The organism is Streptomyces sp. NPDC088733, from assembly GCF_044751185.1.
Classification (GTDB): Bacteria; Actinomycetota; Actinomycetes; order Streptomycetales; family Streptomycetaceae; genus Actinacidiphila.
In genome coordinates this window covers 204,732-219,947 of record NZ_JBIVLH010000003.1, presented here as the reverse complement: position 1 = coordinate 219,947, position 15,216 = coordinate 204,732, and the positions used below count along the sequence as shown (strand labels likewise).

The 15,216-nt window shown below is 72.5% G+C and carries 12 protein-coding genes; 9 read left to right on the top strand and 3 right to left on the bottom strand.

Annotation, left to right across the window (positions count from 1 at the left end):
• The first annotated feature begins 71 nt into the window (after positions 1-71).
• From lepA to ACIP64_RS07085, 3 genes are all read left to right on the top strand, one after another.
• Positions 72-1,937 carry a translation elongation factor 4 gene (lepA, locus tag ACIP64_RS07095; RefSeq protein WP_401582694.1) on the top strand — a complete coding sequence of 622 codons (1,866 nt, stop codon included), beginning with the start codon at positions 72-74 and terminating at the stop codon, positions 1,935-1,937.
• 206 nt (positions 1,938-2,143) lie between these two features.
• Positions 2,144-2,404 carry a hypothetical protein gene (locus tag ACIP64_RS07090; RefSeq protein ID WP_360906829.1) on the top strand — a complete coding sequence of 87 codons (261 nt, stop codon included), beginning with the start codon at positions 2,144-2,146 and terminating at the stop codon, positions 2,402-2,404.
• A 281-nt stretch (positions 2,405-2,685) separates the two neighbouring features.
• On the top strand, positions 2,686-4,575 hold the full coding sequence (locus tag ACIP64_RS07085) for an AMP-dependent synthetase/ligase (protein WP_401582692.1): 1,890 nt from the start codon (positions 2,686-2,688) through the stop codon (positions 4,573-4,575).
• 23 nt (positions 4,576-4,598) lie between these two features.
• Here ACIP64_RS07085 and ACIP64_RS07080 read toward each other — a convergent pair whose 3' ends face one another.
• On the bottom strand, positions 4,599-5,138 hold the full coding sequence (locus tag ACIP64_RS07080; RefSeq protein WP_401583201.1) for a two-component system response regulator: 540 nt from the start codon (positions 5,136-5,138) through the stop codon (positions 4,599-4,601).
• A 361-nt stretch (positions 5,139-5,499) separates the two neighbouring features.
• Here ACIP64_RS07080 and ACIP64_RS07075 point away from each other — a divergent pair, with 361 nt between their 5' ends.
• The gene (locus ACIP64_RS07075; protein WP_401582690.1) at positions 5,500-7,269 is read left to right on the top strand and encodes a SpoIIE family protein phosphatase; all 1,770 of its coding nucleotides are present in this window, start codon (positions 5,500-5,502) and stop codon (positions 7,267-7,269) included.
• A 531-nt stretch (positions 7,270-7,800) separates the two neighbouring features.
• The gene (gene hemW, locus ACIP64_RS07070) at positions 7,801-9,033 is read left to right on the top strand and encodes a radical SAM family heme chaperone HemW (protein WP_401582688.1); all 1,233 of its coding nucleotides are present in this window, start codon (positions 7,801-7,803) and stop codon (positions 9,031-9,033) included.
• Here the strand turns inward: hemW and ACIP64_RS07065 are convergent, their stop codons facing one another.
• Both ACIP64_RS07065 and ACIP64_RS07060 read right to left on the bottom strand, forming a co-directional pair.
• Positions 9,034-9,864: a DUF3097 domain-containing protein gene (locus ACIP64_RS07065; RefSeq protein WP_401582686.1), complete on the bottom strand. Its 831-nt coding sequence runs from the start codon at positions 9,862-9,864 to the stop codon at positions 9,034-9,036.
• Between the two features lie 30 nt (positions 9,865-9,894).
• Positions 9,895-10,629 (bottom strand): MBL fold metallo-hydrolase, encoded by a 735-nt coding sequence (locus ACIP64_RS07060; RefSeq protein WP_401582684.1) that lies wholly within the window; start codon positions 10,627-10,629, stop codon positions 9,895-9,897.
• A gap of 202 nt (positions 10,630-10,831) precedes the next feature.
• Between ACIP64_RS07060 and hrcA the strand changes: the two genes are divergently transcribed.
• The 4 genes from hrcA to ACIP64_RS07040 all read left to right on the top strand — a co-directional run bounded on the left by hrcA (position 10,832) and on the right by ACIP64_RS07040 (position 14,871).
• A complete protein-coding gene (gene hrcA, locus ACIP64_RS07055) occupies positions 10,832-11,848 on the top strand; it encodes a heat-inducible transcriptional repressor HrcA (protein ID WP_360906817.1) in 1,017 nt (338 codons plus the stop codon).
• Positions 11,848-12,987 carry a molecular chaperone DnaJ gene (dnaJ, locus tag ACIP64_RS07050; RefSeq protein WP_360906815.1) on the top strand — a complete coding sequence of 380 codons (1,140 nt, stop codon included), beginning with the start codon at positions 11,848-11,850 and terminating at the stop codon, positions 12,985-12,987. The genes hrcA and dnaJ overlap by 1 nt, the downstream gene beginning before the upstream one ends.
• A gap of 76 nt (positions 12,988-13,063) precedes the next feature.
• Positions 13,064-14,137: a nitronate monooxygenase gene (locus ACIP64_RS07045; protein ID WP_401582682.1), complete on the top strand. Its 1,074-nt coding sequence runs from the start codon at positions 13,064-13,066 to the stop codon at positions 14,135-14,137.
• The gene (locus ACIP64_RS07040) at positions 14,134-14,871 is read left to right on the top strand and encodes a 16S rRNA (uracil(1498)-N(3))-methyltransferase (RefSeq protein WP_401582681.1); all 738 of its coding nucleotides are present in this window, start codon (positions 14,134-14,136) and stop codon (positions 14,869-14,871) included. Before ACIP64_RS07045 ends, ACIP64_RS07040 begins: the two co-directional genes overlap by 4 nt.
• Positions 14,872-15,216 lie beyond the last annotated feature (345 nt).

The following is a 15,216-nucleotide window of genomic DNA, read 5'->3' as shown; positions in this document are numbered from 1 at the left end:
CATGGGACTATGGGAGTCATACGTATCGATCCGACCAGAGGCGACAGGCGCCTCAAGAGACAGGACCCTGCGTGCCCGCGACCCCTTCGAACGTGCCGGAGCCGAGCCGTACCGACCCGGCGCTGATCCGCAATTTCTGCATCATCGCGCACATCGACCACGGCAAGTCCACGCTTGCCGACCGGATGCTCCAGCTCACCGGTGTGGTGGATCAGCGGCAGATGCGCGCCCAATACCTCGACCGGATGGACATCGAGCGCGAGCGCGGCATCACGATCAAGTCCCAGGCCGTCCGTCTGCCCTGGGCGCCCACCGCGGGCGCCGGTGAGGGGAAGACCCACATCCTGAACATGATCGACACCCCGGGGCACGTGGACTTCACCTACGAGGTCTCCCGGTCGCTCGCGGCCTGTGAGGGCACGGTCCTGCTGGTCGACGCGGCCCAGGGCATCGAGGCGCAGACGCTGGCCAACCTCTACCTGGCGATGGAGAACGACCTCACCATCGTCCCGGTGCTGAACAAGATCGACCTGCCGGCCGCGCAGCCCGAGAAGTTCTCCGAGGAGCTGGCGAACCTCATCGGCTGCGATCCCTCCGACGTGCTGAGGGTCTCGGCCAAGACCGGCCTCGGTGTCGAGGCGCTGCTGGACCGCGTCGTGGAGACCGTTCCTGCCCCGGTCGGTGTCGCCGACGCCCCCGCCCGCGCGATGATCTTCGACTCGGTCTACGACTCCTACCGCGGTGTCGTCACTTATGTCCGGGTCGTCGACGGCCAGCTCAGCAAGCGCGAGCGCATCAGGATGATGTCGACCGGCGCCACCCACGAGCTGCTGGAGATCGGCACCAACTCGCCCGAGATGCTGTCGGCCGACGGCCTCGGCGTCGGCGAGGTGGGTTATCTGATCACGGGTGTGAAGGACGTCCGCCAGTCCAAGGTGGGTGACACGATCACCCAGCAGACCAAGGGCGCCACCGAGGCCCTGGGCGGCTACAAGGACCCCAAGCCGATGGTGTTCTCGGGCCTGTACCCGCTGGACGGCTCGGACTACCCGGAGCTGCGCGACGCGCTGGACAAGCTCCAGCTCAACGACGCCGCCCTGGTCTACGAGCCGGAGACCTCTGCCGCCCTCGGCTTCGGTTTCCGCGTCGGCTTCCTCGGCCTGCTGCACCTGGACGTGATCCGCGAGCGGCTGGAGCGCGAGTTCGGCCTCGACCTGATCGCGACGGCCCCCAACGTGGTCTACCGCGTGGTGATGGAGGACGGGGCCGAGCACACCGTCACCAACCCCAGCGAGTTCCCCGAGGGCAAGATCTCCGAGGTGTACGAGCCGGTGGTGCGGGCCACGATCCTTGCGCCCACCGAGTTCATCGGCGCGATCATGGAGTTGTGCCAGACCCGGCGCGGCACGCTGCTGGGCATGGACTACCTCTCCGAGGACCGGGTGGAGATCCGCTACACCCTGCCGCTCGCCGAGATCGTCTTCGACTTCTTCGACCAGCTGAAGTCCAAGACCCGCGGGTACGCCTCCCTGGACTACGAGCCCACCGGCGAGCAGACCGCCAGCCTGGTCAAGGTCGACATCCTGCTGCACGGCGACAAGGTGGACGCCTTCTCGGCGATCACGCACAAGGACGCGGCGTACGCCTACGGCGTGCGGCTTGTCGCCAAGCTGCGCGAGCTCATCCCGCGGCAGGCTTTCGAGGTGCCCATCCAGGCCGCCATCGGCTCCCGGGTCATCGCCCGCGAGACCATCCGCGCCATCCGCAAGGACGTCCTCGCCAAGTGCTACGGCGGTGACATCTCGCGTAAGCGGAAGCTGCTGGAGAAGCAGAAGGAGGGCAAGAAGCGGATGAAGATGGTCGGTTCCGTGGAGGTGCCGCAGGAGGCCTTCATCGCGGTGCTGTCGAGCGACGACGCGGCGGCCAAGAAGAAGTAGCCGCAGGCGGATCGGGCGGTCCGCCGCCCGACTCACCGCAGACGAGGGGCGTTTGTCCGATGACCGGGCAGGCGCCCTTTCGTATGAGCGGTTCGGCATTCGGGTGATTGGTGAAAAAGCCTGTCACGTGCGGTTTCCGGGGGTGTTCGCGGGCGTTACCCATGGCGACGGCGGCGAAAGTCGTCGCCGTGGAAGGGGAATGTGTCGTGAAGTACTCGAAGGCCGCGGCCGTCGTCGCAGGTTCCGTGATCGCGCTGGGCGCCGCCGGTGCCGCCGCGTCCCCCGCCTTCGCCGGTGACGGCTCCCTCCCGCTCGGGAAGGGCCCGATGAAGCTCCTGGACGCCAAGGACGAGGTCGCCAAGACCGGCCTGAAGGCGGTCACCGGGAAGACGGGCGAACTGCTGGGCGGGGTCGGCAAGTCGGGCGGCACCACCGGCATGATCGGCGGCCTGCCCATCGGCGGCTGACCGTCCCTGTGCTCCGCGGTGTCGCCGGAGGGTGGCCGGCGTGACGGCGGGAGGCGGGCTCCCCGGGTTCCGGGTGGGCCCGCCGTTTGCGTCTGCGGCCCATGGGGTCCATGCGGCGTACACATGCGCAAAGTAGATGTATCCGTCACCTATCTCACCCGTCGCGCTCGCAACGCGGTGTCCACTGCCCCTTACATAGCGGGCGCGGATTGCCTACCCTGATCACCAATCGCGGGTTACTCGCGAGTCACCCAGCAATGTGGCGGGCCCCGGAGGTTGTCGTGAGCGACACGCAGACTTTGATCGAGAACCGGCCGCCGTCTGTGGCGAACCTGTTCCTGGAGCGCGTCGAGGCCACGCCCGACGCCGAGGCCTACCGCTTCCCGGTGCCCTCGGCGGGCGGCGGCCCGGACTCCTGGCGGTCGCTCAGCTGGCAGGAGGCCGCGACCCGGGTCTTCGCCGTCGCGGCGGGTCTGATGGACCTCGGAGTGCGTCCCGTGGAGCGGGTGGCCATCGCCTCCGCCACCCGGGTCGAATGGATCCTGGCCGACCTGGGCGTGCTGTGCGCGGGCGCCGCGACGACCACGGTCTACCCCAGCACCAACGCCGACGAGACGGCCTTCATCCTCGCCGACTCCGGCAGCCGCGTGCTGATCGCCGAGAACGCCGCCCAGCTGGCCAAGGCCGCCGAACGGCGCGCGGAACTGCCCGAACTGGCCCACGTCGTGGTGATCGACGCCGACGGCATCGAGACCGACGCCGACTCCGGTGACGACGGTTGGGTGCTGTCGCTGGCCGACCTGGAGAAGCGCGGCGCGCTCTACCTGGAGAAGCACCCCGAGGCGGTCCGCGAGGCCGTGGGCGCGATCACCAAGGACCAGCTGGCCACCCTCATCTACACCTCCGGCACCACCGGCCGCCCCAAGGGCGTCCGCCTGCCGCACGACTGCTGGGCCTACATGGCCCGCGCCATCCAGGCCAACGGCCTGCTGGAAGCGGCGGACGTGCAGTACCTCTGGCTGCCGCTGGCGCACGTCTTCGGCAAGGTGCTCACCGCCGGGCACATCACCATCGGCCACGTGACGGCCGTGGACGGCCGGGTCGACAAGATCATCGAGAATCTGCCGGTGGTGCAGCCGACCTACATGGCCGCCGTCCCCCGGATCTTCGAGAAGGTCTACAACGGCGTGGCCGCCAAGGCTCGTGCGGGCGGCGGGGCGAAGTACAAGATCTTCAAGTGGGCCGCCGAAGTCGCCCGCGAGTACGCCAAGGTCACCCAGGACAACCGCCGCCGCACGGGTACGGCCAGTGCGCCCTTCGCGCTCGCCGCGCAGCACGCCGTCGCCGACCGCCTGGTGTACGCCAAGCTCCGCGAGGCCTTCGGCGGCAAGCTGCGCGCCTGCGTCTCCGGCTCGGCCGCCCTGGCTCCGGAGATCGGCTACTTCTTCGCCGGCGCCGGCATCCACATCCTGGAGGGCTACGGCCTGACGGAGTCCAGCGCGGCCAGCTTCGTCAACCCCGGCGAGGCCTACCGCACCGGGACCGTCGGCAAGCCGCTCGCCGGCACCGAGGTGCGGATCGCCGAGGACGGCGAGATCCTGCTCCGCGGCCCCGGCATCATGCAGGGCTACCACAAACTCCCCGAGAAGACCGCCGAGGTGCTGGAGCCCGACGGCTGGTTCCACACCGGCGACATCGGCGAACTGTCCGCGGACGGCTTCCTCACCATCACCGACCGCAAAAAGGACATCATCAAGAACTCCAACGGCAAGTACATCGCACCGGCCGCTGTGGAGGGCCAGTTCAAAGCCGTGTGCCCGTTCGTCAGCAACGTCCTGGTCATCGGCGCGGCCCGCAACTTCTGCACCGCCCTGATCGCCCTGGACGAGCCCACCATCCTCGGCTGGGCCGCGGACAACGGCCTGGCGGGCCGGCCGTACGCGCAGGTCGTCGCCTCCGAGCAGGTCCGCGAACTCATCGACGGCTACGTGCGCCGCGTCAACGAGGACCTGCAGCGCTGGCAGCAGATCAAGACCTTCCGCGTCCTGCCCCGCGACCTCGACGTGGAACACGGCGACCTGACCCCGAGCCTGAAACTCAAGCGGCCCGTCGTGGAACGCGAGTTCAAGGACCTCATCGACGACATGTACTCCGGCACCCGCGAGTCCTGAGCCCCGCGCCCGCCCGCGCCGGGTCAGTCGCCCCGGCGCGGGCCCGGCAGGTCCACCCCGTGGACGGCGCGCTCCAGTCCCGCCACGCGCAGCGCCAGTTCGGCCACGTCGGCGCGGCCGTCGGCGGCGAGCAGCCGCTCGACGGCCGCGAGGCGTTCCTCGACGGCGGCCAGCCGCTCCCGGTCGCGGGCCAGCAGATCGCGCAGTTCCCGGGCGGTGCGGTGGAGTTCGAGGAAGACGGAGACCTTGGCGCGCAGCACCCACGGGTCGAAGGGCTTGGTCAGGTAGTCCGCCGCGCCTGTGGCGTAGCCGCGGAAGGCGACGGTGGTGTCGGGGCCGCTGCCGGTCAGGAAGACGATCGGGATGTCCTTGGTCCGGTCGAGCCGCCTGATGTGCGCGGCCGTCTCGAAGCCGTCCATGCCCGGCATGAGGACGTCCAGCAGGACCACGGCGAACTCCTGGCACAGCAGGGCCTTCAACGCCTCCTGCCCGGAACGGGCCCGGACCATGGGCCGGTTGAGCGAGCCGAGGACGGCTTCCAGGGCGAGCAGGTTGTCCTCCATGTCGTCGACCAGGAGGATGCCGGCGCTGCCCGTACCGGTGACCGCGCCGGCGGCGCCGCCCGTCACCGTCCGGGCCGCCCCTCCGCCGCGCGGGCGTACCGCCTTTGACGGAACGTTCCGGCGGACACGGCCGGCGCTCCTTCCCCGCCCAGCACCCGGAGCCCCGCCGCCCGTCGCGGACCCGCGACACGCGGACGTACAGGAGGAGCGGTTTTCAGGGCGGGAACAGCCGATTTACGAGCCATGTCGGCCTTCTTCGGTGACTCGGCGCTTATGAGCGCGCTCAGTCTGTCACGCTGACCCTGCCCTCAAGGGCGCAACGCCGGATCTGCTCGGGAGCCGCACAGTGGGGCCAGATTCCATGCCACGGGAGGTCGTCTCCCGCACCAGCCTGCCCGGCAACCAGCTCGCCGCCTCCGCCGCCCGCAGGTTCGTCCGCGCCGCACTGGACGCGTGGACGACGGGCGGACCCGGCCCCGACGAGCGTCTGACCGCCGACGCCGTCCTGGTCGTCAGCGAACTCGTCACCAACGCGGTCATCCACGCCGGGACGACCGTCGAACTGCTCTGCCGGCTCGAACAGGACGCGCTCGTGGTCGAGGTGTCGGACCACCACCCCGCGCGCGTCGTCCGCGATCGCGCGGAACTGGAACGGGAGGGCCGCGACGGCGGACGCGGCCTCCAGCTCGTCGCGGCGCTCTCCGAGGCCTGGGGCATCACCTACCGGCGCGACCTCAAGACCATCTGGTGCCGGCTCGCCGCCGCGCACGACCCCGAGGAGCACCCCGCCCCACCCGCCGAGGGCGACCGCACGCTGCTGCCCGCGGCCGAATTCCTGGCACCGCTGCCCCGCCAGGCCGCCCGCCGCCCGGACGGCGACTGGATCAGCCGCGGCTCCCTGTCCTTCCTCGCCGAGGCCTCCGACCTTCTCGCCGGGCAGCTCGACGAGGACATGGTCGCCGCACTGGCCGGACAGCTGCTGGTGCCCCGGCTCGCCGACTGGTGCGCCGTCTGGCTCGGCGCCGACGGCCCCGGGACGACCGGACCGCGGCTCGCCCGCGTCTGGCACGCCGCCGAGAGCCGCATCGACGGGCTGCGCATGGTCCTGGAGAAGGACCCGCCCCCGCCGCCCCCCGACGGGCGCTCCGGCGCCGTCCCCTGGCCCTGGCCGGCCACCGCCGACGGGGCCGACGCGGTGGGCGCCGCCCTCGCCTGCCCGCTCGTCGCCGGCGGACGCTGCCACGGCACGCTCCTGCTCGGCCGGACCGGGCTCATGCGCATGCCCGACGAGGTCATCGGACTCATCGAGGACTTCGCCCGCCGCGTCGCCCTCGCGGTCGGCACGGCCCGGCAGTACGCCCGGCAAGCCATGATCAGCCGCGTCCTGCAGCGCGGACTGCTGCCCGCCGGGCTCGGCACGGTCCCCGGCGTCGAGACGGCCGTCGTCTACGAACCCACCCGCGCCGACGTCGTCGGCGGCGACTTCTACGACATCTTCCCCGCCGGCGGCGGCCGCTGGTGCTTCGCCCTCGGCGACGTACAGGGCAACGGCCCCGAGGCCGCCGCCGTCACCGGGCTCGCCCGTCCCGTGATGCGGCTCCTCGCCCGGGAAGGCCACGGCGTCGCCGAAGTCCTCGACCGCCTCAACCGCGCCCTCGCCGACGAGGCCGCCGCGGCCACCCTCGGCGACGGCCTCGGCCCCGGCTGGGAGACCGGCCCGCGCTTCCTCTCCCTGCTGTACGGCGAGATCGTGCCCGGCGACGACGGCGGCGTCCTGTGCACCCTCGCCAGCGCCGGCCACCCGCTGCCGCTCGTCCTCAACGGCGCGGGCACGGTCCGCGCCGCGGCCGTCCCCCAGATACTGCTGGGCATCACGGACGACGCGCACTACCGCAGCGAATCGTTCCGTCTCGCCCCCGGGGACACCCTCCTGTGCGTCACCGACGGCGTCACGGAGCGGCGCAGCGGCAACCGGCAGTTCGACGACGACGACGGGCTCGCGGCGGTGCTCGCGGGGTGTGCGGGGTTGGGGGCGGCGGGGGTCGCGGAGCGGGTTCGCGCGGCGGTGCACGGGTATGACGTGGCGCCGCCCGATGACGATCTCGCGGTGCTCGTGCTTCAGGCCCAATAGCGCTCCGCTGCGTTCCCTTGGGCCTTGGTTTTTTCCCCGCCCTCCCTCCCGTGTACCCGGCGCGATAAGTGCGGGCCCCGCGCCGCGTGCGTTGTGGGGTCGGCGCCGCTCCGGAGTCCGTCCTAGGCGCTCGCGGGTTACCCCAGCAATTTGAGTGCTGCGGTCTCCGCTCGTCGCCTGCGGGCAGACCCCGGCGCACCCCCTCCCGGGGTCGTTGGAGCGACTTACGGCCGGTGGGGGTGATTGTTGGGCGGCCCCAGGCACGGTGCCGTCCATATCCACCCACCGGGGATCAGGCGCGTGACGAGACCTGAGGGGGCGGGGTCGTAGGGGTGGCGTTTTGGACTGTGGAGCATATTTGGGTGCGTGACCCGGAGTGATCAGGCCGGGTGCCTGAGGCACCTAAATGTGCTGTCCAGAATGGCAGCCCCGGAGGGCCCGCACCCGGCCCCCTGCAACGCGCGTCGGGGTGCGTGACTTCACAGGGCACACGGGCGGGAGGGAGGGAAAAGAACCCGGCAGAATAGGCGTATGCCATCCGTACTGCCCGACGGCGAACCCATGCCCCAGAACGGCGCACTCCCCCCCGCCGCCCTCGCCGGCGCGGAGCACCGCCCGCTCGGGTTCTACCTGCACGTCCCGTACTGCGCGACCCGCTGCGGCTACTGCGACTTCAACACCTACACCGCCGCCGAGCTGCGCGGCACCGGTGGCGTTCTCGCCTCCCGCGAGAACTACGCGGAGACGCTGATCGACGAGGTCCGGCTCGCCCGGAAGGTGCTGGGCGACGACGCGCGCCGCGTCGAGACGGTGTTCGTGGGCGGCGGTACGCCGACGCTGCTGCCGGCGGCGGACCTGACGCGCATGCTGGGCGCGATCCGGGACGAGTTCGGGCTGGCGGAGGGGGCGGAGGTCACGACGGAGGCGAATCCGGAGTCGGTGGACCCCGCGTACCTGGCGGAGCTGCGGGCCGGGGGCTTCAACCGGATGTCGTTCGGGATGCAGAGCGCCCGGCAGCACGTGCTGCGGGTGCTGGACCGCACGCACACCCCGGGCCGGCCGGAGGCCTGCGTCGCGGAGGCGCGGGCGGCGGGCTTCGAGCACGTCAACCTGGACCTGATCTACGGCACGCCGGGGGAGTCGGACGACGACTGGCGGGCGTCCCTGGACGCGGCGATCGACGCGGGCCCCGACCATGTGTCGGCGTATGCGCTGATCGTGGAGGAGGGCACGCAGCTGGCCCGCCGGATCCGGCGCGGCGAGGTGCCGATGACGGACGACGACGTCCACGCGGACCGCTACCTGATCGCGGAGGAGCGGCTGTCGGAGGCCGGTTTCGACTGGTACGAGGTGTCGAACTGGGCGACGTCCACGGCGGCCCGCTGCCGCCACAACGAGCTGTACTGGACCGGTGCCGACTGGTGGGGTGCGGGACCGGGCGCGCATTCGCACGTGGGCGGTGTGCGCTGGTGGAACGTGAAGCATCCCGCGGCGTATGCGGCGGCGCTCGCGGAGGGCCGCAGTCCGGGCGCGGGCCGCGAGGTGCTGGCCGCGGAGGACCGCCGGGTGGAGCGGATCCTGCTGGAGCTGCGGCTCGCGGACGGCTGCCCGCTGGACATCCTGGCCCCGGCCGGGGCGGAGGCCGCCGGGCGCGCGGTGGCGGACGGCCTGCTGGAGCCGGGCGCGTACGAGGCGGGGCGGGCGGTGCTCACGCTGCGCGGGCGGCTGCTGGCGGACGCGGTGGTGCGGGACCTGGTCGACTGATCAGGCGCCCGGGGCCGTGACGAAGTCGATCAGTTCCTCCACGCGGCCGAGCAGTTCCGGCTGGAGGTCCTTGTAGGAGCGGACGGAGCCCAGGATGCGCTGCCAGGCGGCACCGGTGTTCTCCGGCCAGCCGAGCGCGCGGCACACGCCGGTCTTCCAGTCCTGGCCGCGCGGCACGGCCGGCCAGGCGGCGATGCCGAGAGAGGCGGGCTTCACGGCCTCCCAGACGTCGATGTAGGGGTGGCCGGCGACCAGCACGTGGTCCCCGGTGACCGAGGCGGCGATCCGGGACTCCTTGGAGCCGGGTACGAGGTGGTCGACGAGCACGCCGAGCCGGGCGTCGGGTCCCGGGGCGAAGGCGGAGACGATGGCCGGCAGGTCGTCGACGCCCTCCAGGTACTCCACGACGACGCCCTCGATCCGCAGGTCGTCGCCCCAGACCCGTTCGACGAGCTCCGCGTCGTGGCGTCCTTCGACGTAGATGCGCCCGGCGCGGGCGACCCGGGCGCGGGCGCCGGGGACGGCGAGGGAGCCGGAGGCGGTCAGCCGAGGGCCGGAGGGGGCGGCGGCGCCGGGGCGCACGAGGGTGACGACCTTGCCCTCCAGGAGGAAGCCGCGCGGCACGAGCGGGAAGACGCGGTGCTTGCCGAAGCGGTCCTCCAGGGTGACGGTGGGGCCCTCGGCGGTCTTCTCGCAGCGGATCACCGCCCCGCAGAACCCCGTGAAGACCTCTTCGACCACCAGGTCGCGTTCGGCCGCGACCTCGGGCGCGGGCACCGACGGCCGCTTCCAGGGCGGGGTGAGATCGGCGTCGTAGTTCCGGCTGCGCATGCCAGGGATCGTATCCGGGCGCGGGGCCGCTCAAGCGGATCCGAACCGGGCGGCCAGCGCGTCCCGTTGGGCGCGGACGAAGCGCGCGTCGACCACCGCTCCGTGGCCGGGGACGTAGAGCGCGTTCCCGCCGCCCAGTTCCAGCAGCCGGTCCAGGGTGCCCGGCCACGCGCCGGGCGCCGCGTCCGGGCCGGCCTGCGGCTCGCCGGACTCCTCGACGAGGTCGCCGCAGAAGACCACGGTGGGCGTGCCCGGTACGACCACGACCAGGTCGTGGGTGGTGTGTCCCTCACCGGGGTGGACCAGCAGGGCCTCGCGGTCGCCGCCGAGGTCCAGCGCCCAGTGGCCGTCGACGAGGTGGCCCGGAGTCACCAGGGCCGCCGCGGCCTCGTCCGCCTCCTCCTCGGGGACGCCGTACCCGATCGCGTCCCGGCGCAGCGCACCGCGCTCGCGGTCCAGGTGGGCGCCGAGGGTCATCTCCCCGTGGACCTGGGCGCCGGGGAAGGCGGCCGTGCCGAAGACGTGGTCGAAGTGACCGTGGGTCAGTGCGATGTGCGTCACGTCGCGCCCGGTCAGCTCCCGGACCCGCCGGCGCAGACCGGCTCCCTCGGCGACCGAGGACCCGGTGTCGACGAGCAGGACGCCCTCGCCGCCGGTGACGACCCCGATGGTGACGTCCAGGAACGGCATCCGGCACCGCGCGACGCCGGGCGCCAGTTGCTCCCAGCCGCCGAAGGTGCCCGGTGCCGCAGGTGTCGTCTCCACACGGCGACGGTATCCCCGCCGGGGCGGCCCGTGCGCGCTACGGTGACCGGTCGAGGGGGTCCGGGTGCGGACCGCCCTTGCCGAGGTCTTGCCTCCCCGCCGTACACTGACTTGGGGAAAGCTGGCACTCGCTCGAAGGGAGTGCCAGGGCAGGGAAAACGACCGACGCACCGGTGACCGACGACTGGAGGTGGACGCCGCAATGCTGAGCGAACGACGGCTCGAAGTGCTGCGGGCCATCGTCCAGGACTACGTGGGCACCGAGGAACCGGTCGGTTCCAAGGCGCTCACCGAACGCCACCGGCTGGGTGTGTCCCCCGCCACGGTGCGCAACGACATGGCGGTGCTGGAGGAGGAGGGCTACATCCAGCAGCCCCACACCAGCGCCGGCCGGGTGCCGACCGACAAGGGCTACCGGCTCTTCGTCGACCGGCTCACGAACGTCAAGCCGCTGTCGGGCGCGGAGCGCCGGGCCATCGGGAACTTCCTGGACGGCGCGGTGGACCTCGACGACGTCGTGGCCCGTACGGTGCGGCTGCTGGCGCAGCTGACCCGGCAGGTCGCCGTCGTCCAGTACCCGTCGCTGACCCGCTCGACCGTGCGCCACGTCGAACTGCTGGCGCTCGCGCCGGCCCGGCTGATGCTGGTGCTGATCACGGACACCGGCCGGGTCGAGCAGCGGCTGGTCGACGCCCCCGCGCCGGTGGGCGAGACCGTGCTGGCCGATCTGCGGGCCCGGCTCAACAGCCGGGTGGTGGGCCGCCGCTTCGCCGACGTCCCGCAGCTGGTGCAGGACCTCGCGGACGGCTTCGAGCCCGACGACCGGCCGACCGTCCAGGTCGTGCTGGCCACGCTGCTGGAGACCCTGGTCGAGGAGACCGAGGAACGGATCATGCTGGGCGGCACCGCCAACCTGACCCGTTTCGGCCATGACTTCCCCCTCACGATCCGCCCGGTCCTGGAGGCGCTGGAGGAGCAGGTCGTGCTCCTGAAGCTGCTGGGCGAGGCCGGGGATTCGGGCGTGACCGTGCGAATCGGTCACGAGAATTTCCACGAGGGCCTGAACTCCACATCGGTCGTCTCCGTCGGCTACGGTTCGGGCGACGAGGCGGTCGCGAAACTTGGCGTGGTCGGCCCGACCCGCATGGACTACCCCGGAACGATGGGAGCGGTACGCGCAGTGGCACGTTACGTCGGACAGATCCTGGCGGAGTCGTAGTGGCCACCGACTACTACGCCGTGCTCGGCGTGCGCCGTGACGCGAGTCCGGACGAGATCAAGAAGGCCTTCCGCCGTCTCGCGCGCGAGCTGCACCCGGACGTCAATCCGGACCCGAAGACGCAGGAGCGGTTCAAGGAGATCAACGCCGCCTACGAGGTGCTCTCGGACCCGCAGAAGAAGCAGGTCTACGACCTCGGCGGCGACCCGCTGTCCGCCAACGGCGGCGGCGCCGGTGCGGGCGCGGGCTTCGGCCAGGGCTTCGGCAACTTCAGCGACATCATGGACGCCTTCTTCGGCACGGCGTCCCAGCGCGGCCCGCGCTCGCGCACCCGGCGCGGCCAGGATGCGATGATCCGGCTGGAGATCGAGCTCGACGAGGCCGCCTTCGGCACGACCAAGGACATCCAGGTCGACACGGCGATCGTCTGCAACACCTGCCACGGCGAGGGCGCCGCCCCCGGCACCTCGGCGCAGACCTGCGACATGTGCCGCGGCCGCGGTGAGGTCTCCCAGGTCACCCGGTCCTTCCTCGGCCAGGTCATGACCTCCCGGCCCTGCCCCCAGTGCCAGGGCTTCGGCACCGTCGTGCCGAACCCGTGCCCCGAGTGCGCGGGCGACGGCCGGGTCCGCTCGCGCCGCACGCTGACGGTGAAGATCCCCGCCGGCGTCGACAACGGCACCCGCATCCAGCTCGCGGGCGAGGGCGAGGTCGGCCCCGGCGGCGGCCCCGCCGGCGACCTGTACGTGGAGATCCGCGAACTGCCGCACGCGGCCTTCCAGCGCCGCGGCGACGACCTGCACTGCACCGTCACCCTCCCGATGACAGCGGCGGCGCTGGGCACGAAGGTGCCGCTGGAGACCCTGGACGGGCTGGAGGAGATCGACATCCGGCCGGGCACGCAGTCCGGCCAGTCGATCCCGCTGCACCAGCGCGGCATCACGCATCTGCGGGGCGGCGGCCGGGGCGACCTGGTCGTGCACGTCGAGGTGCAGACCCCGGGCAAGCTCGACCCGGACCAGGAGGAACTCCTGCGGCGGCTGGCGAAGCTGCGCGGCGAGGAGCGGCCCATGGGCCAGTTCCAGCCGGGCCAGCAGGGCCTGTTCTCGCGGCTGAAGGACGCCTTCAACGGCCGCTGACGCGGCATGCGCGAGGCGCGGGCACCCGCCCGCGCCTCGCGCGGCCGTGCGCCCGGTCTCGTGAAACGATGGACGCATGGCCGCGCTGACCGATCTCTCGACCCTCGCCGCGCATCCGGTGGTGCAGGCGCCCATGGCCGGCGGTACGTCCACACCCGCCCTGGCGGCGGCCGTGGCCGAGGGCGGCGGCGTCGGCTTCCTGGCGGCCGGCTTCAAGACCGCCGAGGGCATGCGCGAGGAGATCGCCCGGATCCGCGGACTCACCTCCCGTCCCTTCGGCGTCAACGTCTTCATGCCGCAGCGCGAGACCGCCGACCCGGCGCGCGTCGAGGAGTTCGCCGCACGGGTGGCCGGGGAGGCCGGCCACTACGGCACGTCCCTGGGCGACCCCGCCACCGGCGGCGACGCCGTGCTGGAGGACGCGTACGGGGCGAAGATCGCGGCCCTGCTGGAGGACCCCGTCCCCCTGGTCAGCTTCACCTTCGGCTGCCCCGAACCCGCCGTGCTGCGCGGCTTCGCCGACGCCGGCACCGTCACCGTCGTCACCGTGACCTCCGTCGCCGAGGCGCGGGCCGCCGAGGAGGCGGGCGCGGCGGCGGTGTGCGTACAGGGTTCCGAGGCCGGCGGCCACCAGTCCACGCACCGCGACGACCCGGAGCGCGACGGCACGGAGACCGGGCTGCTCGCCCTCCTGCCGCAGGTGCGGGCGGCCGTGTCGCTGCCCCTGGTCGCGGCGGGCGGCATCATGCGCGGCGAGCAGATCGCCGCGGTGCTGGCGGCGGGCGCGGACGCCGCCCAGATGGGCACCGCCTTCCTGGCCTGCCCCGAGTCGGGGGCGCACCCCGTGCACAAACGGGCCCTGACCGACCCGGACTTCACGGCGACCCGGCTGACCCGCGCCTTCACCGGCCGCCCCGCGCGAAGCCTGGTCAACCGGTACCTGCGCGACCACGACCGGTACGCCCCGCCCGGCTATCCGCGCATCCACTTCCTGACCGCCCCCGTGCGCGCCGCCGCCGTGAAGGCCGGCGACCCCGGGGCGATGGCCCTGTGGGCCGGCCAGGGACACGCCATGGCACGCGACCTGCCCGCCATCGACCTCGTCCGGCTGCTCGCGGCCGAACTCGACTCCGCCCGGAGCGCTTTGTGACCGCCCCCGTCTTCGTCGTCGAGCCCGACGCCCTGGGCCCGGCCCGTATCACCCTCTCCGGCCCCGAGGGGCGGCACGCCGTCTCCGTACGGCGGCTGCAGGTCGGCGAGGAGATCGTGCTGACCGACGGTCAAGGGCGCGGCGCGCACGGCGTCGTGGCCGCCGTCGACGGCAAGGACACCCTCGAGGTCGACGTCACGGGCGTCCGGGAGGAGCCCGCCCCCCACCCGCGGATCACGGTCGTCCAGGCACTGCCCAAGGGCGACCGCGGCGAACTGGCCGTGGAGACCATGACGGAGGTCGGCGTCGACGCGATCGTGCCGTGGGCCGCGTCCCGCTGCATCACGCAGTGGAAGGGCGACCGCGGCGCCAAGTCCCTTGCCAAATGGCGCTCCACCGCCCGCGAGGCCGCCAAGCAGGCCCGCCGGCTGCGCTTCCCCGACGTTGCCGAGATGGTGACGACACGTCAACTCGCGCCGCTGCTCGCGGGGGCGGCCTTCGCCGCCGTCCTCCACGAGGAGGGCTCCGAACCGCTGGCCTCCGCGGGCCTTCCCGCGGACGGCGACATCGTCCTGGTCGTCGGACCCGAGGGCGGCGTCTCCCCCGAGGAACTGGACGCCCTGGCCGCCGCCGGGGCGAAGCCGTACCGGCTCGGTGCGAGTGTGCTGCGCACTTCGACGGCGGGGGTCGCGGCGACGGCGCTGCTGCTGGGGCGGACGGGGCGCTGGGGCTGAATTTTTTGTGTTCGCTCGCCTCCGGGCGCCCCTTTTTGTGTTCGCTCGCCTCCGGGCGCTTTGATCCGGTGCCGACGCTTCTTGACGCTGCGCTTCCTCGTTCCTCGGTCGCTTGGTCTCGTCGCTTTCGGCACCGGCGCGCCCTTTGGCTCGCTCACGGGCTGTAGGGGTGGGCCTGCGGGCACTTGGATTCTGCGGCGGTGGCCGGCGGTGCCGGTCGCAGGGGGGAGGGGCGCTCTGGTCCGGTGTCGACGCTTCTTGACGCTGCGCTTCCTCGTTCCTCGGTCGCTTGGTCTCGTCGCTTTCGGCACCGGCGCGCCCTTTGGCTCGCTCACGGGCTGTAGG